At 45.1% G+C, this 25,686-nt stretch carries 21 protein-coding genes and 1 tRNA gene; 13 read left to right on the top strand and 9 right to left on the bottom strand.

Annotated features, from left to right (window positions below; genetic code table 11):
* Positions 1 to 23 precede the first annotated feature (23 nt).
* Complete coding sequence (locus tag ACLI08_RS01555; protein ID WP_411426693.1) at positions 24 to 2,669, top strand: carboxypeptidase regulatory-like domain-containing protein; 2,646 nt, start codon at positions 24 to 26, stop codon at positions 2,667 to 2,669.
* A gap of 90 nt (positions 2,670 to 2,759) precedes the next feature.
* Here ACLI08_RS01555 and ACLI08_RS01550 read toward each other — a convergent pair whose 3' ends face one another.
* Together ACLI08_RS01550 and ACLI08_RS01545 are read right to left on the bottom strand one after the other, a co-directional pair.
* Positions 2,760 to 3,368 carry a 50S ribosomal protein L25/general stress protein Ctc gene (locus tag ACLI08_RS01550; protein WP_411426692.1) on the bottom strand — a complete coding sequence of 203 codons (609 nt, stop codon included), beginning with the start codon at positions 3,366 to 3,368 and terminating at the stop codon, positions 2,760 to 2,762.
* Positions 3,369 to 3,402: 34 nt separating this feature from the next.
* Positions 3,403 to 4,344, bottom strand: coding sequence for a ribose-phosphate pyrophosphokinase (locus tag ACLI08_RS01545; RefSeq protein ID WP_411426691.1), 942 nt, complete (start codon positions 4,342 to 4,344; stop codon positions 3,403 to 3,405).
* A 161-nt stretch (positions 4,345 to 4,505) separates the two neighbouring features.
* Here ACLI08_RS01545 and ACLI08_RS01540 point away from each other — a divergent pair.
* A tRNA-Leu gene (locus ACLI08_RS01540) sits at positions 4,506 to 4,585 on the top strand.
* Positions 4,586 to 4,609: 24 nt separating this feature from the next.
* Here the strand turns inward: ACLI08_RS01540 and ACLI08_RS01535 are convergent.
* Entirely contained in the window at positions 4,610 to 5,416 is an 807-nt protein-coding gene (locus tag ACLI08_RS01535; protein ID WP_411426690.1) for a sulfite exporter TauE/SafE family protein, read from the bottom strand.
* A gap of 63 nt (positions 5,417 to 5,479) precedes the next feature.
* Positions 5,480 to 6,121, bottom strand: a complete 642-nt coding sequence (locus ACLI08_RS01530) for a Crp/Fnr family transcriptional regulator (RefSeq protein WP_411426689.1) — start codon at positions 6,119 to 6,121, stop codon at positions 5,480 to 5,482.
* Positions 6,122 to 6,321: 200 nt separating this feature from the next.
* On the opposite strand from ACLI08_RS01530, the gene ACLI08_RS01525 reads away from it, so the two are divergent.
* From ACLI08_RS01525 to ACLI08_RS01510, 4 genes are all read left to right on the top strand, one after another.
* The gene (locus tag ACLI08_RS01525; protein WP_411426688.1) at positions 6,322 to 7,155 is read left to right on the top strand and encodes an alpha/beta hydrolase; all 834 of its coding nucleotides are present in this window, start codon (positions 6,322 to 6,324) and stop codon (positions 7,153 to 7,155) included.
* Positions 7,156 to 7,298: 143 nt separating this feature from the next.
* A complete protein-coding gene (locus ACLI08_RS01520; RefSeq protein ID WP_411426687.1) occupies positions 7,299 to 7,994 on the top strand; it encodes a queuosine precursor transporter in 696 nt (231 codons plus the stop codon).
* Positions 7,984 to 8,544: a DNA-3-methyladenine glycosylase I gene (locus ACLI08_RS01515; protein ID WP_411426686.1), complete on the top strand. Its 561-nt coding sequence runs from the start codon at positions 7,984 to 7,986 to the stop codon at positions 8,542 to 8,544. Before ACLI08_RS01520 ends, ACLI08_RS01515 begins: the two co-directional genes overlap by 11 nt.
* A gap of 48 nt (positions 8,545 to 8,592) precedes the next feature.
* Entirely contained in the window at positions 8,593 to 9,228 is a 636-nt protein-coding gene (locus tag ACLI08_RS01510; RefSeq protein ID WP_411426685.1) for a hypothetical protein, read from the top strand.
* A 44-nt stretch (positions 9,229 to 9,272) separates the two neighbouring features.
* Here ACLI08_RS01510 and ACLI08_RS01505 read toward each other — a convergent pair whose 3' ends face one another.
* Entirely contained in the window at positions 9,273 to 9,899 is a 627-nt protein-coding gene (locus tag ACLI08_RS01505) for a hypothetical protein (RefSeq protein WP_411426684.1), read from the bottom strand.
* A gap of 279 nt (positions 9,900 to 10,178) precedes the next feature.
* Between ACLI08_RS01505 and ald the strand changes: the two genes are divergently transcribed.
* Positions 10,179 to 11,273, top strand: coding sequence for an alanine dehydrogenase (gene ald / locus ACLI08_RS01500; protein ID WP_411426683.1), 1,095 nt, complete (start codon positions 10,179 to 10,181; stop codon positions 11,271 to 11,273).
* Positions 11,274 to 11,614: 341 nt separating this feature from the next.
* On the opposite strand, the gene ACLI08_RS01495 is transcribed toward ald, so the two are convergent.
* The 4 genes from ACLI08_RS01495 to ACLI08_RS01480 all read right to left on the bottom strand — a co-directional run bounded on the left by ACLI08_RS01495 (position 11,615) and on the right by ACLI08_RS01480 (position 14,869).
* On the bottom strand, positions 11,615 to 12,793 hold the full coding sequence (locus ACLI08_RS01495) for an acyl-CoA dehydrogenase family protein (protein WP_411426682.1): 1,179 nt from the start codon (positions 12,791 to 12,793) through the stop codon (positions 11,615 to 11,617).
* A gap of 131 nt (positions 12,794 to 12,924) precedes the next feature.
* Positions 12,925 to 13,632: a tRNA1(Val) (adenine(37)-N6)-methyltransferase gene (locus tag ACLI08_RS01490; RefSeq protein ID WP_411426681.1), complete on the bottom strand. Its 708-nt coding sequence runs from the start codon at positions 13,630 to 13,632 to the stop codon at positions 12,925 to 12,927.
* A 146-nt stretch (positions 13,633 to 13,778) separates the two neighbouring features.
* Positions 13,779 to 14,306 (bottom strand): ribosome maturation factor RimM, encoded by a 528-nt coding sequence (gene rimM, locus ACLI08_RS01485; RefSeq protein WP_411426680.1) that lies wholly within the window; start codon positions 14,304 to 14,306, stop codon positions 13,779 to 13,781.
* Between the two features lie 14 nt (positions 14,307 to 14,320).
* A complete protein-coding gene (locus tag ACLI08_RS01480; RefSeq protein WP_411426679.1) occupies positions 14,321 to 14,869 on the bottom strand; it encodes a 30S ribosomal protein S16 in 549 nt (182 codons plus the stop codon).
* A gap of 224 nt (positions 14,870 to 15,093) precedes the next feature.
* On the opposite strand from ACLI08_RS01480, the gene ACLI08_RS01475 reads away from it, so the two are divergent.
* The 6 genes from ACLI08_RS01475 to dnaE all read left to right on the top strand — a co-directional run bounded on the left by ACLI08_RS01475 (position 15,094) and on the right by dnaE (position 25,576).
* Positions 15,094 to 15,570, top strand: a complete 477-nt coding sequence (locus ACLI08_RS01475; protein ID WP_411426678.1) for a DUF6252 family protein — start codon at positions 15,094 to 15,096, stop codon at positions 15,568 to 15,570.
* Between the two features lie 221 nt (positions 15,571 to 15,791).
* The gene (locus tag ACLI08_RS01470; protein WP_411426677.1) at positions 15,792 to 16,295 is read left to right on the top strand and encodes an RNA-binding protein; all 504 of its coding nucleotides are present in this window, start codon (positions 15,792 to 15,794) and stop codon (positions 16,293 to 16,295) included.
* A gap of 204 nt (positions 16,296 to 16,499) precedes the next feature.
* Positions 16,500 to 17,840 (top strand): TolC family protein, encoded by a 1,341-nt coding sequence (locus ACLI08_RS01465; RefSeq protein WP_411426676.1) that lies wholly within the window; start codon positions 16,500 to 16,502, stop codon positions 17,838 to 17,840.
* A gap of 22 nt (positions 17,841 to 17,862) precedes the next feature.
* Positions 17,863 to 18,915 (top strand): HlyD family secretion protein, encoded by a 1,053-nt coding sequence (locus tag ACLI08_RS01460; protein WP_411426675.1) that lies wholly within the window; start codon positions 17,863 to 17,865, stop codon positions 18,913 to 18,915.
* Positions 18,916 to 18,933: 18 nt separating this feature from the next.
* Positions 18,934 to 20,523: an MFS transporter gene (locus ACLI08_RS01455; protein WP_411426674.1), complete on the top strand. Its 1,590-nt coding sequence runs from the start codon at positions 18,934 to 18,936 to the stop codon at positions 20,521 to 20,523.
* Between the two features lie 532 nt (positions 20,524 to 21,055).
* Positions 21,056 to 25,576 carry a DNA polymerase III subunit alpha gene (gene dnaE, locus ACLI08_RS01450; protein WP_411426673.1) on the top strand — a complete coding sequence of 1,507 codons (4,521 nt, stop codon included), beginning with the start codon at positions 21,056 to 21,058 and terminating at the stop codon, positions 25,574 to 25,576.
* The last annotated feature ends 110 nt before the right edge of the window (positions 25,577 to 25,686 follow it).

Below are 25,686 nucleotides of genomic sequence, written 5' to 3'. Positions count from 1 at the left end.
ACCATCTACGCCATACCGCCATTATGTTTAAATATTTTATTATCTTTTTTTTCTGTTTTACCCTTCCGTTACTTGCCCAAACCGAAATAAGCGGCAGGATAAAATCAGAGGCCGGGGAGCTGCTCCCGGGGGCTTCGGTGTTGCTTAAAGACAAGGAGCAAAAAATAGTGTCGTTTGCCATTTCTGCAGATAATGGCGGCTACCAGCTTGAGGCTAAAAAACCGGGAGAATACACCCTGGAGGTAAATTTTTTAGGTTTCGAAAAGGTAGTGCTGCCCCTTATCGTTACAGAAAAAGATAAAACCCTTACCCACAACATAAGCCTTAAAGAAGGCGGCGCCACCCTAAAAGAGGTGGTTATAGAGGCAGATGTGCCCATAAAGCGCAAAGGCGATACCCTGGTGTACGATGCCAAGGCACTAAGCACCGGTAAAGAGGTGGTGGTAGAAGACCTGCTAAAAAACATACCCGGCATAACCATACAACCCGACGGTAAAATAAAATACGGCGATAAAGACATAGACCGCGTTATGGTAGAGGGCGACGACCTTTTTAACCGCGGCTACAGTATTATTACTAAAAACATGCCCACCAAGCCTTTAGATAAGATAGAGATACTGCGCAATTACTCTAAAAATAAGCTGCTAAAAGGCGTAGAAAACTCAGATGCCGTAGCGCTAAACCTTACAATAGACGAAAAGTATAAGGCGGTTTGGTTTGGCAACCTTACTGTGGGTTATGGTAATAAAAACCGCTATAACGCCACCGGTAATCTTATGAACTTTGGCAAACAGTACAAAAACTACCTTACGGGTTCGGGTACTAATTCCGGGTTAGATTATGTGGGCGATATAAATGAAATGTATTACAGCAGTGCCGACCTGGAAACGGTAGGGATGGCAGCGCGCGCCACCCAGCTTATGCACCTTTCTGGTAGTGTATCGCGCATAGACGAAAAACGTTCGCGGTTTAACAATGCCCAAAACACCACCCTAAGCACTATTTTTCCGCTGGGCAGCAAAAGCAAGATGAGGATAAACGGCTCGCTGGGTTTTGATAGGCTAAGTACTTACCGCAGCGCGCTATCGGTATACGATTTTCAGGGGTCCAGCTTTACCAATACAGAGCAGGATTTGTCCCGGAATAACCTGCAACGGGGCTATGTAAGCGCGTATTTTACTACAGATCTTTCGTCAAACCAAATGCTGCAAACGCTGAGTACCTTTAACATGGGGCGTAATAACTTTAATAACAGCCTTACCTTTAACGGCACCAGCACGCTGGAACGCCTGCAAACCCGTAGTGCGTATTTTGACCAGCAGGCTACTTATACCCACAAATGGAACAAACGGAACGTGGTACTGCTTAAAAGCCGGTTTTTAACCGACAGGCTGCCGCAGGATTATAGCATTAACAGCTACCTTATGGGCGATTTGTTTTCGTATAACAATATTTCGGCGGTGGCAAATGGCGTGCAAAGCAGTACACAGTATGCGGCACTGGAAGCCGACTTTAAACTGAAACAAAAAAATGACGACCTTATAGCCTTTACCGTAGGTTTTGAAAACAACAACGATGACCTGGCTACCCGTTTTAGCCTTTTTACAGATACCGATGTGGTTAACCCGGATGATTTTCAGGCACACGCCATGTACAATGTGGGTAACCTTTACGGTAAAAGCAATTACAACTGGACGTTTAACAGTTTTTCGGTAGGGGCGGGGCTTACCCTTAACCAGCTGTTTAACCGTTTTAAAAGCGCCCAGGGCAGCAATACCCGGCAGCAGCCTTTTTTAGTAAACCCTAATGTTACTGTAAAGTATGAAATAAACGGGGATAATATGTTTTTCGGCTCGTACAACTACAACATTACAAATAGTGGGCTGCTACAGGTTAACGATGCGTATTTACTTACCTCCTCGCGTGGGTTTAGTAAGGGGTTAGGCTACTTTAACCAGCTCGAAAGCTCTTCGGCAAGCCTTAGCTATACTACCAAGCATTATCTTAACCGTTACAGCCTTTCGGTGGAGGCTAACTATGGTAAGCAAAACAACGTTATAGCCAGCCGTACCCGTTTAGAACAAAACAGTTCGCTCTCTGAGTCGTTTATTATTAAAGGTGGTGATAACCTGTCGTTTAACCTTAATACGCATTTGGTAGTAAAAAAATTAAAAGGCTCTATAGGGTTTGATGCCCGTGTATACCGTTATGTGTATTTTAATGAAATAAACGGTTCTGGCCTGCGCGAAAATACATCGTACGGGCAAACGTATAAGGCAAGCTGGCACAGCAGTTTTAAGTCGGCTTTTAACTTCAGGCTGGCTTCGGAGTGGAACTTTTCTAAGGTAGTATCTGATTTTACGTTTAAAAATCACAACAAAACCAGTTACCTGGATCTAACGTATAAGCCTACCGATGCGCTTATGTTTACCGCAAAGGCAGAGCATTATAACTTTGGCGGGCTGGATAATAACAACAATTACTTCTTTGCCGATTTTGAGGCGTCGTACTCCTTTAAAAAAGATGCCTATGCTATAATGCTGGATGGTCGTAATCTTTTTAATACCCAAAACTTTACCACCTACAGCGTAAGCGATGTGGGCTATGCCACCAGTTCGTTCAGGTTGTTGCCCCGTTATGTAATGCTGTCGTTCAGGGTGAGGTTTTAAGTATAGATTTTAGAAGTACAGGGCAGGTATTAACCCATAAAAAAAGCGCCCCGAAACCGGAGCGCTCTTTGTATAACGGATAAAAGTAAATTACTTTTTCTTTCCTTTTGCTGGCTTTGCAGCTTTTGCAGCTTCCTGAGCAGCTTTCATAGCCGCACGAGAGATACGTACCTGAGCGATAACAGTGTTATCTGGCTGAAGTAGTTTGTAACCGTCTTGTGGAAGTTTAGTAATGTAAAGTTTGTTACCCATTTCAAGCTCAGTAATGTCAGCCTCAATAAAGTCTGGCAGGTTAGCAGGAAGGGCACGCACTTTAAGTTTACGCTGGTTAAGGCGAAGAACACCACCGGCCATAACACCTTTAGAGTTACCTACAACTTTTACAGGAACTTCCATAGTGATTTCTTTATCATCATGTAGTTGGTAAAAGTCAATGTGAAGGATTTTGTCAGACACTGGGTCAAACTGGATGTCCTGAAGGATAGCGTTAAAAGTTTTACCGCTTTCAAGGTCAATTACAACAGTGTGTACGTTTGGAGTGTACACAAGGTTTTTAAACGCCTTGTCTTCAGCAATAAAGTGCACTGGTTGTTCTCCTCCGTATAACACGCAAGGAACCATTCCAGCATTACGTGCCGCACGCGTTGCCGCCTTACCCACGCTTTCTCTTTCAGATCCTTTAATCGTAATTGATTTCATCTAAATGTTTATATATAATTAATAAAATAGTTTACTACTGTAAAAACTTGCCGCTTATAGATACGTTGTTTTGTACCATGTGCATTACTTCGGCAAACAGGCCTGCGCAGGTTACCACTTTTATTTTAGAAGTTTCCTTCTTAAGCGGAATACTGTCGGTAACAATAAGTTCCTTCAGCTGCGAGTTTTCAATTTTCTCATAAGCATCACCGCTTAGTATGGCGTGTGTACATATAGCGCGTACGCTTAGTGCACCTTTTTCCATCATCAGGTCGGCAGCTTTGGCAAGCGTTCCTCCGGTGTCTATCATATCGTCTATCAATATAATATTACGGCCTTTAACGTCGCCTATAAGTTCCATTGTTTCAATTTTGTTGGCTTCCTTGCGCTGCTTGTAGCATATTACCACATCAGACCCCAGGAATTTGCTGTACGCATATGCCCTTTTGCTACCACCCATATCCGGTGAGGCTATGGTAAGGTTTTCCAGGTTCAGTGCCTTAATGTGCGGTACAAAGATGGTTGATGCAAACAGGTGGTCTACCGGTTTCTCAAAAAATCCCTGTATCTGGTCTGCGTGCAGGTCCATGGTCATAATCCTTGTGGCTCCGGCGGCTTCCAGTAGCTTGGCTACCAGTTTTGCCCCTATAGGCACGCGGGGTTTGTCTTTACGGTCCTGCCTTGCCCACCCAAAGTAAGGTATTACTGCGGTTATGTGCCTGGCCGACGCCCTTTTGGCTGCATCTATCATAAGCAGCAGCTCCATAAGGTTGTCTGTACTTGGGAAGGTAGAGCATACTAAAAACACTCTTAATCCCCTTATCGATTCTTCAAACGACGGCTGAAATTCTCCGTCGCTATAGTGCGAAAGCGACACCTTTCCTAAAGGTATGCCATAGCTTTCGGCTATCTTTTCGGCCAGATACGTGCTTTTAGAGCACGCAAATATCTTGGCTTCCGGTTCAAGGTACGACATTTTAATTTACTGTTTAGTAGTTTGTTAGTGTTGTGTTGTTTCTAAACAGGGTGCAAATTTAGGAATTTAATTTAACCCACGAAGTAAAAACCTGCCTATTTTTCGTAGAGTTAAATATATTTTTCTATTTTTGCAGCGTAAAAATTACCAAGCGGTAATACGCCTGGATGGCGGAATTGGTAGACGCGCACGACTCAAACTCGTGTACTACGGTGTGTGGGTTCGATTCCCACTCCAGGTACTAAAAAAGCCCTGATCTTACAGATCAGGGCTTTTTGTTTATAATAAGCTCTTTTACAATAATGTAAATACCCATGAGCAATACAAAATAGCCGAAACCCTTTTTAAGTTTTTCGCCCTCAATTTTTTGCGATGCGAATATGCCAATAAAAATTCCGAATACGGCTGCAAGGGTAAACGGCAACAGAAAACCCCACTGAACCGTATTTCCATGCAGGTCGCCTACAAAACCCGCAAGTGATTGTATGGCAATGATAAACAGGGAGGTGCCTACGGCTTTTTTCATGGGCATGCCAGCCAGGAACACTAACGCCGGTATAATAAGGAATCCTCCTCCTGCACCTACCGCTCCTGCAAGCACACCGGTAACTACGCCGCTAAGCGCCAGTTTTACAGGTGATGGCCCGGCGGTGTTTTGCGCGCAGGGTGCTGCCGAACGAATCATTTTTATGGCAGCGGTAAGCATTACCACGGCAAACAGCAGCATGAGCAGTAGTGCTTTAGTAAGTGTAAACGATGGGGTGCTAAATATAACCTTAGGCAGGGCAGGGAGTACTACGGCGCGCATAACATACGCCGTAACCAGCGAAGGTATGCCAAATACGGCAACAATATTAAACGCTACATTATGTTTCAGGGCGTTTTTTATTCCGCCTACAAAAGCGGTACTGCCCACTACAAAAAGCGAATACCCGGTGGCAATAACAGGATCTATACCCAGTACATATACCAATATGGGCACTGTAAGTATAGAGCCGCCGCTGCCCACCAGCCCCAGAGATACACCCACTAATACTGCCAGTACATAGCCGGTAACAACCGAAAAACTCATAATCACTACATCGTTTTAGTGGACGAAGGTAGTGCAATTAAATTTTATTGGGCGTAACAAATGTTACACAGGGTTTTTAAGGATATCTATGGTGGTGCGGTTTAGTTTTATAATGCCGTCATTTTCCAGTGCTTTTAATAATCGGGACACCACCACGCGCGATGTGTTTAGCGCATACGCTATTTCCTGGTGGGTATTGCTCACCGTGTTGCTGCGGTTTACTTTGGCTTTTTCGTAGAGGTAGTGCAGCAGGCGTTCGTCCATTTTCATAAACGCCAGGTTGTCTATAGCGGTAAGCATTTCGCTAAGGCGCTTGTTGTAGCTGGTAAACACAAAATTGCGCCAGCTGCGGTACTTGCCCAGCCATTCTTCCATTTTAGCAACCGGTAACATGGCCACCGTACCGCTGGTTTCGGCTATGGCTCTTATTTCGCTTCGGGTATCGCCCATACAGCAGGCCAGCGTCATGGCGCAGGTATCACCTTTTTCTAAAAAGTATAGCAGCAGTTCGCCTTCATCGCGGTCTTCGCGCAGTATTTTTATGGCACCGTTAAGCAGCAGGGGCATACGGCGGATGTACTCGTTGATTTCTATAAGCGTATCGCCTTCCTCAAAGTCGGTTACGGTGGCTATGGTAGCAATTTCCTCAATCAATGCGGGCTCAAACAGCATTCCGTAGGCCGCGGCTATTTCATCTTTAATCATGGTGTATTGTAATGATGGCGTTGTGTAAAAGTACAATTTTCCCCACTAAAATATAGCGGCTTGCAAAGGGCGATACCAAAGTAACATTATGCCAGCCGTACATTTTGTAACTTTTGTTACCTGTGCAGTAAAAAATGCGGGTAAGGATATTTTTTAGCAGGAAAGCAGTATCTTGGTGGTTCCAAAAAACATCCATTCTTATGAAAATCTATTTCCGTAGCCTGATTGCAGGCGTATGCCTTTTTATGGCGTTTACTGCCACGGCGCAAAAAGAAGTGTACCATTTGCCCTATGGCAAAAACAAGCAGCAGTACATAGACCTGTTTCTTCCGAAAGATATTTCGGCTAAAACCCCTGTATTGATTATGATTCACGGTGGCGCGTGGACACAGGGCGATAATGCCTATACCGATAAGCATGCCCGCGATGTACGCGACCGCGGCATAGTAGTGGCTAATGTTGATTACCGCTATGTAAGCGACTCAGTTCACGCCAATGACCTGCTGGCCGATATAGACAACGCCATAGCCTTGGTGCAAAATTCAGCTAAAACGTACGGATATAATGCTAAACATATTCACCTAATGGGGATTAGCGCCGGGGCACACCTGTCGTTATTGTATGGCTATACCACAAAACGAAACATAAAGAGCATTACCGCCATGTGCGGGCCATCTATATTCGATGAAACTACTTTTCTTGCCCCGCTGTACAAACAGGGCAGGATAAAAATACTGGAAGACCTTGCCAACGCTAAATACGACCCTGCGCCGCGCGCCGATATATCGGCCTTTAAAAACGTAAGCCCGTATTTCCACATAAAAAACATACCTACCCAGCTTATTCACGGTGATGCCGATGCGCTGGTTGATGTAAATATTTCACGTGTGTTTTATGCAAAATTACAGCAAATGAAGGTGCCGGCTAACCTTATCATTCACCCCGGGAAAGGGCACGATGCCGGCATGAACAGCCCTGATACCGAAAAGGCTAATTTAGATGCCATAGCAGGCTGGGCCAGGAAGTGGCAGTAGTTTTTGTTTGATACTAATTTCACGGATTTTCAGTGCGCCTTTAATTTTTTTAATTCGTTAAAAAGGAGTAAATCTTTAACGGCTGTTTACCGTTTTTCGGGTTATTAAATTGCGTAACTTTACGGCTTTACTTACTAAAAACTATGTTTGAAACCCGAAAAAGCACCCTGTACGTAGTACTGGCAGGGATATTTATAACCAATGCTGTGGTAGCCGAGCTTATAGGTTCCAAACTTATTTTTGTAGGCCCGGTAGCAGGCTTCGGGCCGTATCTTATGAGTATAGGCGTGGTGCCGTGGCCGGTAGTGTTTGTTACTACCGACCTTATTAACGAATACTTTGGGCGCAAGGGCGTACAGCGCCTGTCGGTAATTACGGCGGGGCTTATTGCTTACTGTTTTGTGTTGCTGTACTTTGCCATGAAAATTCCCGCTGCCAAGGGCGATGGCTGGGTAACCGACGAACAGTTCAATGCCATATTCGGGCAGAGCCAGCTTATTATACTGGGTAGCATTACCGCCTTTATTGTATCGCAGCTTATAGATGTAACCATGTTTCATTTCTTTAAAAAAATGACCGGAGAACGGATGATATGGCTGCGTAGTACGGGCAGTACGGTAATCTCGCAGCTGTTTGATTCGTTTATTGTACTGGGCATAGCGTTTTACCTTAGCGGAAAGCTTACCTTTGAGCAGTACATAGCCAGCGGCATTACTAATTATAGCGTAAAGCTGGTTATAGCCATACTCATGACACCTTTTATTTACCTGGGGCACTGGCTTATAGAAAAATACATTCACCAACACGACCGTAAAAAACAACTGCAAAATGAGCAATAAAGTACGTTGCGGCTGGTGCGGCACAGATCCGCTTTACCAGGAATACCATGATAACGAGTGGGGCAAGCCCGTGTATGATGATGACAGGCTGTTTGAGTTCCTGCTACTGGAAACATTTCAGGCGGGGCTTAGCTGGATTACCATACTGCGACGTCGCGAAAGTTTTGCCAAAGCCTTTGATAACTTCGACTATAAAAAAATAGCCCAATATACCCAGGAAGATATAGACCGCCTTATGGCAGATCCGGGTATTATCCGTAACAGGCTAAAGGTTCTTGCTGCTATAACCAATGCGCAAAATTACATGAAGGTGCAACAGGAGTTTGGTAGTTTTAGCACATACTTTTGGGCGTTTACTAATGGCAAGCCCATAGTAAATACCTTTGCCACGCTGAGCGAAGTGCCCGCCACTACGCCTCTTAGCGATGCCATAAGTAAAGACCTGAAAAAACGGGGCTTTAAGTTTGTAGGCAGCACCATTATCTACGCGCATATGCAGGCCACAGGCATGGTAAACGACCATGTAATGAGTTGCTGGCTGAGGCAGTAACATACTACAACGCACATAAAGGCGTTTTGTAAGAAAAACCAACGAACCATGAAACACCTTTTATTTTTAGCCCTGCTGCTCACGGCAGGCATCGGCTTTAGCCAAAACCTAGAAAAAGACACCATACAGCTTCCGGAAGTACGTATTAGTAATACTCCGCCTGAAAAGGCCAAAGTGGTTAAGACAAAATTTTCCAGCTTATGTGTAAATTCTGATGCGCTTTTTTATGATGAAATGGTAACCCTTGTTACCTCGCTGCCAAAGAACGGATACATCAGTTCGGTAACATTTAGTTTTAACGAAACGCCACGTAATGGGCTGTATGGCTATAAAGATACGGACCTGCTTTTGGTATTTTATGAAGTTGACGCTTCAGGTAAGCCGGGCTCTGCCATAGGAGTTCCTGTTCCGTTTACACTTAAAGCTGATTTTTCGGGTAAAATGGAAATCTTGGTGCCGTATGGCGATGCGAAAAATCCCGGGCAATTTTTTGCAGGTTTACGAAGGGTAATTCCACGTACAAAAAATACGGGAATAGACTTTGAGGTTGATACCTTATGCGCCAAAGGGAATAAGATTGTGATGTACAAACGCAGAGAGAATGCCAATGGATGGTTAACCGACCCTTACAGCCATCATCCGTTTAAAATGACTATTAAAGAAATAGTACCTCCTTCTAAATAAAATCTATAATTTGGTGTGAGCCATAGCTATTAAAGTAGTTACGTTTACTTTACCAGCACCTTAGCTTTGGTTTTTATCTTTTTAAAATCTTCGTTGTTAACGTCGGTTTTCATGTAATATACCGTATTTCCTTCCTTAAAAACCAGTTCCTGTACTTTTTCACGGTCTATGCCGTCGCAGGCGGTAGGTATTAGGAAGCTTTCTAGGTAGCGCAGCCATTTCCCATTTTTATAGGTATACACCTGATAGTCATAGGTGCAGCCGTGCAGTGGGGCATTTGCCACGCCCAGCTCGTCGTTACCATCACCGTTAAGGTCGCCTTCGTTTACCAGTAGTACGCCGCAACATACACCAGGCACCGCGGCAATGGCAGGGTCGTTAAAGGTAATGCTGTATTGCGCCGGGTCTTCGCTATCGGTGCCCTCGTGTATTAATGTGGCAATAGCAGTTACATTTTTACCGGTAAAATTCCCCGTAACCGATTCTTCCGGGTTTGCCGTGGTACGCTCGGGGGCTACAGTTTCGGTAGTATCCTTAAGGGCGCGTTCTTCTGCAGGTGGTGCTACCAGGGTGGTATCTACTACGGTAGAGTCTGCAGTAGGGTTACCTACGGTACTTTCTTTTTTACAGGCAGCTAAAGCCAGGAGGGATAGAAGGACGAGTTTTTTCATTTCGGTTTGCTTAAAAAGTAAAGGTACGGATTTAATAAGTGGAGTCTATAGGCTTGTAAACGGATTTCAATTTTTAACCTAATACTTGTACTAATTTCAAAACTTTTTAATTGTTGCCCCCTGAAAATAGGGGGTAGTCTGTTAAAAATCATTACTCAATCTCTATGTGTATATTAAAATTCGGGGTTGGAGAAATATTTTTTATAAAATTTACGTCTGTACCCTTTCGAATTAGGGGGTGTAGTGATTATATTTGCAAAAAAAATATTCTAGACCATCATGAAAATAGGGGTGCCAAAAGAAATGAAGAACGGAGAAAACCGGGTAGCCCTAACTCCGGGAGGGGTGTACGAACTGGTAAGCCTGGGTCACGAAGTTTTTATACAGGAGTCTGCCGGAGAGGGTAGTGGTTTCCCTAATGAAGATTACAGGGAGGCGGGTGCAATACTACTCCCCAGTTTAGAGGCGGTATACGCTATGGGCGAACTGATTATAAAAGTGAAGGAACCCATACCCGTAGAGTATCCGCTGATAAAGCGCAACCAGGTAATTTTTACCTACTTCCATTTTGCCAGTAGCGAAAGCCTTACCCGTGCCATGATAGCCAGTAAGGCAATATGTATAGCTTATGAAACCGTAAAGGACGCTGATGGCTCGTTACCGCTGCTTACCCCTATGAGTGAGGTGGCGGGCAGGATGGCCATACAGCAGGGCGCCAAGTATTTAGAAAAGCCGGTTAAAGGCCGTGGCGTATTGTTGGGTGGTGTACCGGGTGTGCCTCCGGGGCGCGTTCTTATACTGGGTGCAGGGGTGGTAGGTGTTCAGGCGGCTAAAATGGCGGCCGGCCTGGGTGCCCACGTAACCATGCTGGACATTAATATGAAACGCCTGCGCTACATAAACGACGTAATGCCGCCACACGTGGTAACCGAATTTAGCAGCGTATACAATATAAAGAAACACATAAAAACCCACGACCTGATTATAGGTGCTGTGCTTATACCCGGGGCGCGTGCCCCAAGGCTTATAACCCGCGCCATGCTTAAAGAAATGCGTCCGGGTACGGTTATGGTAGATGTGGCGGTAGACCAGGGTGGCTGTTTTGAAACCACACGCCCTACCACGCACGAAGAGCCTACCTACATTATAAACGACATAGTGCACTACTGCGTTACAAACATGCCGGGGGCGGTACCCTATACCAGTACCCTGGCACTGACTAACGTGACGCTGCCATATATTATAAAGTTGGCCAACCTGGGTTGGGAAACCGCTTGCCGCGAATATCCTGATTTGGCCCAGGGCCTTAATATAGTAAAGGGGGAGGTAATGATAGACGAAATCCATAACGCCTTTCAGGGTTCCCTTATTTAATTGTTGTTTCCTGTTCTGTTTGTTAAAGAAAGCCCCGGTAGTATGTATCCGGGGCTTTTTTGTATCCAGGCAACAGGTTGAGCTTTTAAATTGAGGTTATATATAGATTGTAAATAAACTTTCGGGCAAAGGTAAGCCGAAAAAAAAGTTGGCGTACTGAAGGCTGTTGTTCAGTAAAACCATGTATAGTTGTTAGCAGCAAAAATGCCTGTGGAAGAATAATAAACGAAAACACCCCAAAATGCCTGATTTATGTATAAAACAGATCACTTTGGGGTGAAAAAAATAAAAAAAAATAATACCAAAAGCGGAAGATTGTGTATACCGCTTAACAGTTTATATTATTTAAAGGCGTTTAGCCCGGTAACATCAAGCCCTGTAATAAGCAGGTGGATGTCGTGGGTGCCTTCGTAAGTAATTACACTTTCTAAGTTCATCATGTGTCGCATAATGCTGTACTCTCCGGTAATACCCATACCGCCCAGCATTTGCCTTGCCTCGCGTGCTATATTTATAGCCATGTCTACGTTATTACGCTTAGCCATAGATATTTGCGCGCTTGTTGCACGGCCTTCGTTACGCAGTACACCCAGCCTCCAGGTAAGCAGCTGTGCCTTGGTAATTTCGGTAATCATTTCGGCTAACTTCTTCTGTTGTAGCTGTGTAGCGCCTATTGGCTTGTCAAACTGTATACGCTCTTTGCTGTAGCGCAGTGCAGTATCATAGCAGTCCATAGCAGCACCAATGGCACCCCATGCAATACCGTAACGCGCTGAGTCTAAGCACCCCAGTGGGCCGCCCAGTCCGCTCTTGTTAGGTAGCAGGTTTTCTTTAGGAACTTTAACGTTGTCAAATATCAATTCGCCTGTAGCTGAGGCTCTTAACGACCATTTGTTGTGGGTTTCAGGCGTGCTGAAACCTTCCATGCCACGCTCTACGATAAGCCCATGTATACGGCCTTCCTCGTTCTTGGCCCATACTACGGCAATATCGGCAAACGGGGCGTTGCTTATCCACATCTTGGCACCGTTTAGCAGGTAGTGGTCACCTTTATCTTTAAAGTTGGTAATCATACCGGCAGGGTTACTACCGTAGTCCGGTTCGGTAAGCCCGAAACATCCCATGTATTCGCCTGTAGCCAGTTTAGGCAGGTATTTTTTGCGTTGCTCTTCGCTACCGTATTTCCATATAGGATACATAACCAAAGACGACTGTACCGATGCAGTACTACGCACGCCGCTATCGCCGCGCTCAATTTCCTGCATAATAAGGCCGTAGCTAATCTGGTCCAGTCCTGCGCCACCGTATTCCTCCGGAATATATGGGCCAAAGGCACCAATTTCGGCCAGGCCGTTTATAATTTGTTTTGGAAACTCAGCCCTTTGGGCATAGTCTTCTATAATAGGCGAAACTTCGCGCTTTACCCACTCGCGGGCAGCATCGCGCACCATTTTGTGCTCATCGGTTAACAGGTCGTCAACCAGGTAGTAATCAGGTGCCTGAAAAAGATCGGGTTTCATTCGTTTGTTTTTTGTTTGAAACAAATGTAGGGAAAGAATTCTAACAATTCAATAATATTTTGTTCGTTATTTCGATTGAAATTGAATTTTTGTGAAATGTTTGAGCTGTTTTCTTATCTATAGTTTTAAAACTACATCTTCAAATAAAAATCCTTTGTAAGTTCAATATACTCGGCAGTATATTGATGGCGGGCGGTTTCAATAACCAGTTCGTTTGTAACAATCTCGTGGGTTTCGTGGCGGCTAAAAGCCATCAGGCTGCGTTTTACAGCGCTTTCGGGTGTGCCTTTAACATGGGTAATTTTAAACGGGAACAACCCTTCTTCCTTTGCCAGGGCAACAAAGTTAGCTTCTTCCTTAAAAGGAATGATTACTGCCAAAACACCATTTTCGCTTAGTATAATCCCTGATGCTTCCAGCAAATCCTGAAACGGTAATGAGGTGGCAAATCGGGCTGCATCGCGCTGTGCATCGCCACTGGTATAATCTTCGGTGTAAAACGGCGGATTGCTTACAATCAGGTCGTATTCCTCCTCCCATTCTTCCATAAAATCGTCAAGGCTGGCGTGGTAGCAAAACAGGCGGTCGCCCCATGGCGATGCCTCAAAGTTTTCCACACACTGCTCGTGGGCGGCAGCATCTATTTCCAGTCCGTCTATCTGTTCGGCGCCGCAGCGCTGTGCCAGCATCAGCGATATAAGCCCGGTTCCGGCACCTATGTCCAGTACGTTATACGGGTGGTGAGCTACCGGTGCCCATGCACCCAGCAGAACGCCATCGGTACCTACCTTCATGGCGGTTTTGTCTTGCTGTACGCTAAATTGCTTAAACTGGAACAATTTGTTATTTTAAATTTTGAATGATGGATTTTAAATTGAAAAACGCAAAGATAATAGATGATAGACTTGCGTCGATTTTTCAATCTTTAAATTTTTCAATCTTTAAATGATTAAAGAAAATGAGTCAGCAACTTTAAAACTAAAGATTAACCAAGGTAAAGATCTACCAGTCCATTTGGTGTTTTAAGGAAAAGCGTTTTGTTTTCGCGGTCTACCTTTACAATAAAGTCATCAATCATAGGTACTAGTATTTCTATCTCACCTTTTTTAATTTCAAAAAGTGCCTGAGATGACGTGTCGTTAACACCGGTTACAATGCCTATGTCGCCAAGTCGTTCGTCTACTGCTTTAAAGCCTATGATTTCATGAAAATAAAATTTGTTACCCTCCAGCTTAGGCAGCATGGTAAGGGGTAGATATATTGCGCTGCCCATAATTCCATCGGCATCTTCTTCGCTGTCTATATCTTCAAATTTTATACGTAGGAACTCGCCTTTGTGTAAGCGGCTTTGTTCAATAAAAAATGGAACCAGATGTTTGTTTCTTTCAACAAACACTGATTCCATATCTTGAAAATAACCCGGGTCGTCAGTATCCAGCCAGGCCAGTACTTCTCCCTTAAAGCTAAATTTTTTGGCGATTTTGCCTAAATAAAAACAGTCTTCTTTACGCATTCGCCGGTAGTAAATTAAGCTTCGGTTTCTTCTGTAGTTTCTTCAGAAGTAGTTTCTTCAGATGATTCTGCTGTAGCAGCTTCGGCAGCAGCCGCAGCGGCAGCAGCTTCTTCAGCTTCTTTTTTAGCAGCAATACGGTCTTCGTTAACTTTCTTTTCAGCAGCAAGAGCCTGAGCTTTTGCATCTGCTTTAGTAGCGCTAAGTCCGTCTTTTTTACCTTGTACTTTAGTAGCTTTTTCTTCAAGCCACTTAGCAAACTTCTCTTCAGCCTGTTCTGCAGTTAGTGCACCTTTGCGCACGCCGCCTTCAAGGTGGTGTTTAAGAAGTGCTCCTTTGTAAGAAAGGATAGCCCTTGCAGTGTCCGATGGCTGAGCACCGTTAAATAGCCACTTAACCGCGCTGTCCACGTTAAGGTCTATAGTTGCAGGGTTAGTGTTAGGATTGTACGTTCCTATTTTTTCTAGGAATTTACCATCACGTTTAGAACGGCTGTCTGCCGCTACTACCCAGTAAAAAGGTTTACCTTTTTTACCGTGGCGTTGTAATCTGATTCTTACAGGCATCTTTAATTAGATTTAGTGGGGTACCCGACCCCGTTAATTTTAGCGTGCAAATATAACAAAGAAAACTTTTGAAATGATGTAATTGCTGAATTTTATGATTTTTGCACGGTACTAATTTCAAAATTTAAAATTTTATTGTGATTTATATGTTTTTGATTAGGATATATTCTACAAAACGCTATTTTTGTCGTTGGAAAAATTGAATTACCCCTTCTAAGAATATAATGATGAAAAAAATTTTGTCGCTTTTTGTTTTGGCTGCCGCCTTCAGCTCATGTCAGGATGACGTAAGTTTTAATTCTCCTGCCGTGCAGGGTTATAAAGACAGGGAAGTATGGCAGGCAGAAAGTTATACGGCTACTGTGGGTTCTAATAATGCCCTTACTGTTGTGGCTACCCGCGGGTACGAAACACTTACATTAAGGACAACAAACTCTACAGCCGGAGACTATACTTTAGGAGGCGACGCTTCTAACACCGCTACGTTTTTGTTTAACGCAGACGGCGTTGTTCAGGAATATACCACTACAGATGCAGACGCCAGCGGAAGGGTATCTGTAAGTGCAGACCCTAAAGAAACAGATCTTAGCAAAGGGTATATTACAGGTACATTCAGGTTCCAGGCGCTGGATGCCAGCGGAAACGAACTGTCTTTTACCAGCGGTCATTTTTATAAGCTGCCGGTAACGCGCGTACCGTAACAACACAGTATATGTATGTATTTTTATAAGTAATGCCCCTGCTGTAATGGTGGGGGCATTTTTTTTAATCCGCAGCTTATTAAAAATTTATTAAATAAAATTTAATTTGTTGTTTGTAAAATAATTAACTTTATATTTGATATAGCCTGATTTTTGATTTTCAAAAAACGATGGCCGAGTACAAACATTTTTATACCGTTTTTTTTTAATTCTTTTTTTACATGAACATTTTTGTTGCAAGCCTTCCGTTTACCCTTGGCGAGGCAGATTTAAGGGAGTCTTTTGAGGCATACGGCCTGGTAGATTCTGTAAAAATTATCATGGACAGGACCACCGGCCGCAGTAAGGGTTTTGGCTTTGTGGAAATGCCAAACGAGGAAGACGCCCGCAGGGCTATCGAGGGGCTAAACGGCGCCAGTCTGGAAGGCCGCGCTATTGTGGTTAATGAAACTGACGCAAGGGCTCAGCAACCTCAGAAAAGACCTTTCACCCCGGGTGGGGGACGTCCTTCTTTTAACAGGGACAACTCTCAGCGCAGCTTTAACCGCGATAACAATCGTGGCGGCGGCGGCGGAGGTTACCGTAGCAACGATCGTTACAACAACGGAAACAGCGATAACCGCTTCCGTAGCAACGACCGTTACAACAGCGGTAACCGTGACAACTATCGTAGTGGCGGTTACGACCGTAACAACGATTTTAACAGGGGCGAAGGCTACGAGTAAAAACGTACGCATTCCGTTATACCTTGATGATAAAACCGGCCTTTGCGCCGGTTTTTTTATTTATTGTACCTGCATAAACCGTATGATTTTATCGCAAACCATTGCGATAAAATGTTTGTCTTTTTTAAATAAATCATTGTCTTTTTGTTTTATAAAAGACTTTAATAAACTACAGAACTTTGCAGTGTTAATCTTAATTGATATATGCACCCGCAAAAGTTGCTACAACGCACCCTGCTAATAATAGCTGTTATATTCTGTACCATCCCGTATATACAAGCGCAGCAAAACCCCGCAGCGCCCCTTTCGCTAAAGCAGGCATTTGCCCTGGCAGAAACCCGAAACCGTACGGTTTTAAAATCATTGACCCAAAAAAACATAGCCGGAGAAGAAGTGGCTGAAGCCGAAGAAGCTAAATTACCGGAGCTTGATTTCCATACGGCTTATGCACGTATTACAAATATTACCGAATTTAAATCAGGCCCCTTTGGCGGGCAAAAGGTGACCGACATCCACAATAATATGTATGATGTTAACGTAAGCGGAAGCATGCTGTTATATCAGGGCAACCAGATTAATAATTCCATACAAAAATCAACCCTTAACCGTGAGGCAGCCGGGTATGCGGTACAAAAAGCACAAAAGGATGTAAAACTACACATAACGGCAATATACCTGGGTATGTACAAGCGTATGCAGCTGGATAAACTGCTGGGCGAAAATGTAGCCGAAGAAAAAGAACGCCTTAAGGAAGTAAAGGCATTGCACAAAAACGGAACTATTACCAAAAACGAGGTGCTTCGGGCAGAGCTGCAACTAAAAGACCGCGAAATTCAGTTGATTAATAACCGTAAGGAACTGGAAGTAGCGTATAATGACCTTAAAACAGTGTTACAGCTCCCTGAAGGCCAACCTATAGCTATAGATACCCTGGGGCTTGTGCCGGTTACATTAAAATACGATTTGGCTGCCCTTACTAATGCCTCGCTAACCAATGAGGAGTTTAAAATGGCCGACCGCCGTACCGAAATGAATCGCATAGAGGTAAAGAACGCCAAGGCAAACTACCTGCCCGTTATCAGCCTGTATGGTAATTATGCTTACAAGTACCCCAACTTTATGTTTTTTCCGCCCGATTGGAATGCCTACACCTTTGGCCAGGTGGGTATACAGGCCACCTATAACATCAGCAGCCTTTACAAAAATAAGAGCCGGGTAGCATTGGCCAAAGAAAAAGCAGCCGCCGCAGCACACCAGGCTGCCATTGTAGCCGATGAAAACCGCGACCGTATTTTTAGGCAATATAAACAATATGAGGAGCTTGAGGAGCAGTTTAAAGTAACCGATGCTGCCCAGACATTGGCTGCCGAAAATTACAGGCTGGTAAAACTACAGTACCTTAACCAGCTGGTAGTAAGCACAGAAATGATTGATGCTGATAATGCGTTGCTTCAGGCACGGTACAACCGGATTTCGGTACGTATAGATGCGGTCATGAAATACTACGAACTACTGCACACGGCAGGGCTTCCTTTTACAGAATAGTCAACACCCCATTTTAAGAGATATGAAACTTTTTCGTCCCGCTACTGCACAAGGTTACCTGCACACCATAGTTACGGCAGTGGCAACACTGTTGTTTATTTCCGGTATAGTACTGGCGTTGTGGTTCTTTTTTTACTACCGCAACCACGAGGAAACTAACGATGCACAGGTAGAACAATACATAACCCCTGTGGCAGCCCGTGTTACGGGGTATGTGGCAGAGGTGCGATACCGCGAAAATCAATTAGTACACAAGGGAGATACCCTTATTATAATAGACCCCCGCGAGTACAAAGCCCGCTTAGACAAGGCACTTGCCGATGAGCTTACCGCAAAAAACGCTATTAACGTTAGCAGGGTTTCGGTACAGGCGGCGGGTGCGGTAAGCGCTATAGAACAGGCAAGGCTTTCGGGTGCACGTGCGGTTATGGTTAAGGCAAAGCAAGACCTGGATCGTTACAAAGCGCTGTATAAAGAGGAAGCCACAACACTGCAACAGGTGCAGCGCATAGAAGCCGATTACCAGGCGGCGAAATCACATTACGAGGAAGTGCAAAACAGCATCCGCAGGGCGGGCTTAACCACCGCACAGGCCGGCACTGTGGTGCCTGAAACCGAAGCGCAGTATCTTGCAAAAAAAGCAGAGGCCGAAAACGCGGCACTGTTCTACTCGTATACTGTAATTACTGCGCCTTATGATGGTTATGTGGGTAAGCGCACCCTGCAGCCGGGGCAACTGGTTAAAGAGTGGCAAACCCTGGTTAACATGGTAAGCAGCGAAAAGTGGGTAACGGCTAATTTTAAAGAAACCCAGTTGGCACACCTAAAAGTAGGCCAGGAGGTAACCCTGGAAATAGACGCGCTAAACGATAAAAAATATACCGGTAAAATAGAGTCGCTTTCTCCTGCCAGTGGGGCGCGTTTTTCGCTGCTCCCTCCGGATAACGCCACCGGTAACTTTGTAAAGATAGAACAGCGCATCCCGGTAAAAATCACGCTTAGCGGCACCGCCGGGGAAAATGCATTTTTGCGCGCCGGCATGAATGTTATTGTAGTAGCAAAACATCAGGACTAACCCTCAATAAGCATTACAATGCCCATAAAAAATAGCGGGGTTTTTAAACCCTGGGTACCTAACTGGCTGGCGGTTTTTGTGCTGTTTTTTTGCCTGTTGCACTGTATGGTGCTGCTTGGCGTATACACCAGTAACATTACCTATTCGGCAAGTTTCCTGGATGTAGAAGTGGAAGATTTGCAGTTTTCGCTCTGTGTTACCTACGGCACCTTTTTAGCCACGCTCTTGGTAGAAAGCAGGTTGTTTAAATTCTTTCCGCCAAAAAACTACTTTCTGGTAATATTCAGCCTGTCTGCCATAACATTTGTGGCATCGGCATACACAAAAAACTATGTAGTGTTTTTGCTGTTGCGTGTAGCGGAGGGAGTTTTTATGGCGTTACCGTGGCTTCCGCTAAGGCAGTTGCTCATCAGCCGGTTTACTACCCGAAACGCCATAATTATAGGCTTTAGTGTTACCTACGGGGCGCTGCTGCTGGCATCGCCGTTTATAATGAACATAGCAGTATACCTGCTCGAAAATTACGACTGGCGCTATATGGCGTGGGGTTCGGCGCTGTTTCAGCTTACCTGCGTAGGTTTTATACTTATTACATTTACCAATAACCGCATGCAGCGCAAAGTGCCGCTGTACCAAATAGACTGGGCGAGTTTTATACTGGTACATATTACCATACTTGCCGGGGCTTTTGTATTTATTTATGGCGAAAAAAAATACTGGTTCCAGTCGGCCCAGATTGTAACTGCCGCTGTTGCAGCCCTGTTGTTTGGCGCGTTGTTTTTAATGCGGCAAATTACCGCCCGCCGCCCGTCTTTTAACCTTGTGGTGTTTGGGTACCCTAACCTCCGTATAGGGTTCTTTCTGTTTGTGGTGTTGTACGTAGCGCGTGCCACGCTAAACATTTGCCACAGCACCATGTTTACCGTTTGGAACTGGGAACCTGCCCGCGTAGCCCATGTGCAATTTATAAATGTAGCGGGTAATGTGGCCGGGATGGTTTTGGCGGGAGTATGCCTGGCGCGCGCCGTAGCCAGCCGGTACATTTTCATAATGGGCTTTTTACTCCTGGCCATGCACCACCTCTGGATGACGTTCCTGTTTGTGCCCGACGCTTCGTTAGCAGATATTACGGCACCGTATTTTTTGCAGGGCTTTGCCGTGGGATTTTTGTTTGTTCCGCTGGTGTTGTTTACGGTGTCATCTGTACCGAAAAAGCTGGCGCCATTTTCTGGTACTACGGGCGTTATAGGGCGCTTTTGGGGCAGTACCATTGGGTTTTGCATCATGCAGAATATGCAGATTTTCCTTATCCAGAAACACTACCGCAACATCAGTTTAGGGCTGCTGCCCGAAAGCCCGCAACTACAGGACAGGACCGCTGCGGCGGTACAAAGATTTATGGCGAAAGGCTATACCGAACCTGAGGCGTACAAACTGGCTATAAAAAGCCTTACCCAGGCCACAAGAACGCAGAGTACATTACTTGCCAATATGGAAATATTTACCGTAATGGGTTACGTATTGCTGGCTGTGGTAGTGCTGTTACTGTTAAACAGGCAGCTGCGTTTTAGTTTTGACTTGTTTAAGAATAAGGTATGGGGAAGCTAAGGGTTTTGGATTTGAGGATGTGTCCGGTGGCTGATGTCCGATGTCGGAAGTCCGATGTCCGATGATGGGGCAGAGTGAGTATTCCGCTCTTTCGGAGGGGTGTTGGCGGGCGGGGTGGGTCAAGTGTGCTGGCGCATTACATAGGAGTTTAAAAATAGTGTAAGGTCGGGATTGATGATCCCTTGGTTTTATATTTTGGTTGTTGTGTAAACCCCGCGGAATGTGTGCCGCGGGGTTTTCCTTTTTTGGGTTTATGTTGCCCTGGGCTGGGTCATTGCGAGCGAAGTGCAACGGAGCGCGGCAATCTAAATCAACATTCAAACCAGATTGCTTTGTCATTCCTCCTCAAATGACGCGGCACGGAAGCCTAATTATCCAGACATCGGACATCGGACCCCCGACATCGGACCTCCACCTTCTAACAAATTAACAAATCCACCCCTCTGTAAATCCACCAAAAAAAGCCTATTTTTGTAGAAGGGTGTTTTTTATCCCTCTCGACCTTTAACTGCTTTAAAATCCAATAGTTGCTATGTACCTGATTTTCGACACGGAAACAACCGGATTACCAAAACGCTGGGACGCTCCCATAACCGATACTGACAACTGGCCGCGCTGTATACAAATCGCGTGGCAGCTGCATGATGATATGGGCAGGCTTGTAGAGCACCAGGATTATCTTATCCGCCCTGATGGGTTTAATATACCGTATGATGCCGAGAGGATTCACGGCATAAGTACAGACCTTGCACTGGAGCAGGGTATTCCGCTTACCGATGTGTTGGGCAAGTTTAACGAGGCGTTGTCTAAGGCCTCGTTTGTAGTAGGCCAAAACGTAGGGTTCGACGTTAATATTATGGGTGCCGAGTTTTACCGCTACGGCGTAGAAACGCGTATGGGCAGTATGAAGGTGCTGGACACCTGTACCGAAATTACGGCTGATTTACTAAAGTTGCCCGGCGGGCGTGGCGGCCGCTATAAGTTGCCCACCCTTACCGAGCTGCACGAATACCTTTTTGGCGAACCCTTTGCCGAAGCCCATAACGCTACTGCCGACGTGGAGGCTACAACACGCTGTTTCCTGGAGCTTTTAAAACGTGATATTTTTACCGCAGAGGAGCTCGATGTGCATCCGGGGTATTTTACGGAGTTCCGTAATTATAACCCGCAGCCCATACAGCTTATTGGTTTAAAGCATATTAACCTTAAAAAGGCGAGTGAGCAGGTACGCCAGCGCCTAGAGAAACTACAGTCGGCTAAAGGGATAGAAACGGAGGCCCCTGCCGAAATGATAGATATTTCGGGGGTGCAGTATGTGCACTTGCACAACCACACGCAATTTTCGGTACTACAATCTACTATTAGCGTTCCTGATCTTGTTAAGGCGGCAGCCAAACACAAAATGCCCGCCGTAGCCATGACCGACCATGGTAACATGATGGGGGCATTTCACTTTGTAAGCAACGTACTGAACCACAACAAATCTGCCGAAGCTAAGAACAAGGCCGCTATTGAAGCAGGAGAAGAGCCTACAGAGGTGCTGATGAAACCAATTGTGGGTTGCGAGTTTTTTATCTGCGAAGACCATAAAGACAAAACCCGTAAAGACAACGGTTATCAGGTGGTGCTTTTGGCCAAGAATAAAAACGGTTACCACAACCTGGCCAAAATGGCTTCTATAGCCTATACTGCCGGGTTTTACTATGTCCCGCGTATTGATAAAAAGGTGGTAGAGCAGTACAAAGATGATGTTATGGTGCTGTCGGGTAACCTGTACGGCGAAATCCCTAACAAAGTGCTTAACATTGGTGAAAACCAGGCCGAAGAAGCGTTGCTGTGGTGGAAAAACCTTTTTGACGATGACTTTTACATGGAGCTTATGCGCCATGGCCAGGAAGATGAAGACCGTGTCAACGCCTCGCTTATAAAGTTGGCGCGCAAGCACAATGTAAAGTTGGTTGCTACTAACAATACCTATTACGTAAATAAAGACGACAGCCACGCACACGATATTTTGCTGTGCGTAAAAGACGGCGAAAAGCTGGCTACGCCTAAAGGGCGCGGCCGTGGATTCCGTTTTGGGTTGCCTAATAATGAATACTATTTTAAGAGTGGCGACGAAATGAAGGAGATCTTTAAAGACCTCCCCGAAGCCATACACAACATACAGGAAATAGTAGAAAAAGTAGAAGCCTATTCGCTGTACCGCGATGTATTGCTTCCTAAGTTCGATATACCGGAAGAGTTTCAGGTTGCTGAGGATAATGAGGACGGCGGTAAGCGTGGGGAAAACAACTACCTGCGTTATCTTACCTACCGGGGTGCCGAAAAGCGCTACACCGAAATTACCGATGAAATACGCGAACGCCTCGATTTCGAGCTCAACACCATTAAAAACTCGGGTTACCCGGGTTACTTCCTTATTGTGCAGGACTTTATTGCCGAAGCCCGCAATATGGGTGTATCGGTAGGGCCGGGCAGGGGTTCGGCAGCGGGTAGTGCGGTAGCGTATTGCCTTGGCATTACAAACATAGACCCGATTAAATACGACCTGCTTTTTGAGCGTTTCCTTAATCCGGACAGGGTGTCGATGCCCGATATTGATATCGACTTTGACGACGAAGGCCGTAGCCGCGTTATGGACTACGTAATTAATAAATACGGTGCCAGCCAGGTAGCACAGATTATTACCTACGGTACCATGGCGGCAAAATCATCTATCAGAGATACTGCCCGCGTGCTCGATTTACCATTGTTTGAAGCCGATAAGGTGGCAAAGCTGATACCAAACATGAAGCTTGCCAAGATATTTACCATGGACCAAAATGCGCTTCGTGGCGCGTTGCGTTCTGATGAGTACGACCGTGTACAGGAACTTATTTCCCTGGCTAATGGTGGTGACCTTACCAGCGAAACCATACAGCAGGCAAAGGTATTGGAAGGCTCTATGCGAAACACAGGTATACACGCTTGTGGGGTAATTATTACGCCCGACGATATTACCAATTTCGTTCCGGTTTCGGTAGCTAAGGATTCTGACCTTTACGTTACCCAGTTTGATAACTCGGTGGTAGAAAGTGCCGGCCTGCTAAAAATGGACTTTCTGGGGCTTAAGACCCTTACCCTGATTAAAGACACGGTAAAGCTGGTAAAATACAAGCACGGTATAGAGCTTGATCCGGAAACCTTCCCCATAGATGATGTAAAAACATACGAGCTGTTCCAAAGGGGTGAAACCGTAGGGGTGTTCCAGTACGAATCGCCCGGTATGCAAAAATACATGAAGGACCTGAAGCCTACTGTATTTGCCGACCTTATTGCCATGAATGCCCTGTACCGCCCGGGCCCGCTGGAATACATTCCGAGTTTTGTACGCCGTAAAAACGGTGAGGAAGAAATAAAATACGACCTTGATGCCTGTGAGGAATACCTAAAAGAAACCTACGGCATTACGGTATACCAGGAGCAGGTGATGCTACTGTCGCAAAAGCTGGCGGGCTTTACCAAAGGTGAGGCCGACGTACTGCGTAAGGCGATGGGTAAAAAGCAGAAGGATGTACTGGATAAAATGAAGCCCAAGTTTGTGGCGCAGGCTTCAGAAAAAGGGCATGACCCGCAGGTGCTTGAAAAAATCTGGAAAGACTGGGAAGCCTTTGCAAGTTACGCCTTTAACAAAAGCCACTCTACCTGCTATGCGTGGGTAGCGTACCAAACGGCCTACCTTAAGGCGCACTACCCTGCCGAGTACATGGCAGCGGTACTGAGTAACAACATGAACGATATTAAGCAGGTTACCTTCTTTATGGAAGAATGTAAGCGTATGGGCTTAACCGTTTTGGGGCCTGATGTAAACGAATCGTTTTATAAGTTTACGGTAAACGACCAGGGCGCAGTGCGTTTTGGTATGGGAGCTGTAAAAGGGGTAGGTGCCGGCGCGGTAGACACCATAGTACAAAACCGTAAAGACGGCAACTATAAGTCGATATTTGATTTGGCACGCCGTATAGATTTGCGCTCGGCAAATAAAAAAGCGTTTGAAAACCTTGCCCTTGCCGGTGGTTTTGATTGCTTTACAGATACCCACCGTGCACAGTATTTCCACATGGATGCCGCAGATAACATTTCCTTCCTGGAAAAAGCCATGCGCTACGGCGCCAAGATGCAGGACAATGCAAACAGCAGCCAGGTAAGCCTTTTTGGCGAGGCCAGCGAAGTGCAGATACCTGAGCCTGTAGTACCTCCGTGCGAGGAATGGAGTACCATGGAAAAACTGGCCCGGGAAAAAGATGTGGTAGGTATATACATATCGGGTCACCCGCTGGACGACTTTAAGTTTGAGATGCGTTACTTTTGTAACGCCCGCCTGGAGGCTCTTAAAAACCTGGAACCCCATGTAAACAAAAACCTGAGCTTTGGCGGGATTGTTTCTAATATCCAGCATAAAACAGCCAAAAACGGTAAAGGATGGGCCATCTTTAATATGGAAGGTTATGACGAAAGTTATGAGTTTAAGATATATGGAGAGGAGTACCTTAAGTTCCGCCATTTTTTGGTGAATAATAACTTTGTATTTATACGCGTTATGGTTCGTGAGGGGTGGACCAATGCCGAGGGCAAAAAAGGAGAACCAAGGTTGCAGTTTATGTTAATTCAGCAGCTACAGGATGTACTGCCTACTTTTGCCAAAAAGCTCATTATACAGTTTAATGTGCTTGATTTGCAGGAGCAGCTTATACAAAGTCTGTTTCAGTTGTTTGCCGGTAACAAAGGCGATAACCAGGTAACTTTTGAGGTTATGGAACTGCAAAAAGTACATAAGCCTGTGGTTCCTGTAGCTGCTGTTACCGCACGGCTAACAGAACCTGCGGATGATGCAGACGACGCAGAAATACCTGATTTTGAAGAAGACCTTACGGCAGATGCGGTAGCGGAGGAGGAAACCATACAGGTAGTAACCAAGCTGAGTATGCCAAGCCGTAAAATGAAGATAAAAATAAGTAACGAACTGCTGCAGGAGCTTGATAAACTGCAGATAAATTTTAAACTGAATTAAGGGTATAGTTTTTGATTATCAGCATATAACCAAAAGCTATATGTTTAACGTAAGTTTTACATTGATATTTATTAGCTTTGTAATCACAATACTCACTATAATTAAGAACG

It is taken from the genome of Flavobacterium sp. RNTU_13, from assembly GCF_046614455.1.
Classification (GTDB): domain Bacteria; phylum Bacteroidota; class Bacteroidia; order Flavobacteriales; family Flavobacteriaceae; genus Flavobacterium.
The sequence above is the reverse complement of the archived record's forward strand: the minus strand, read 5'-3'. Positions and strand labels throughout refer to the sequence as shown.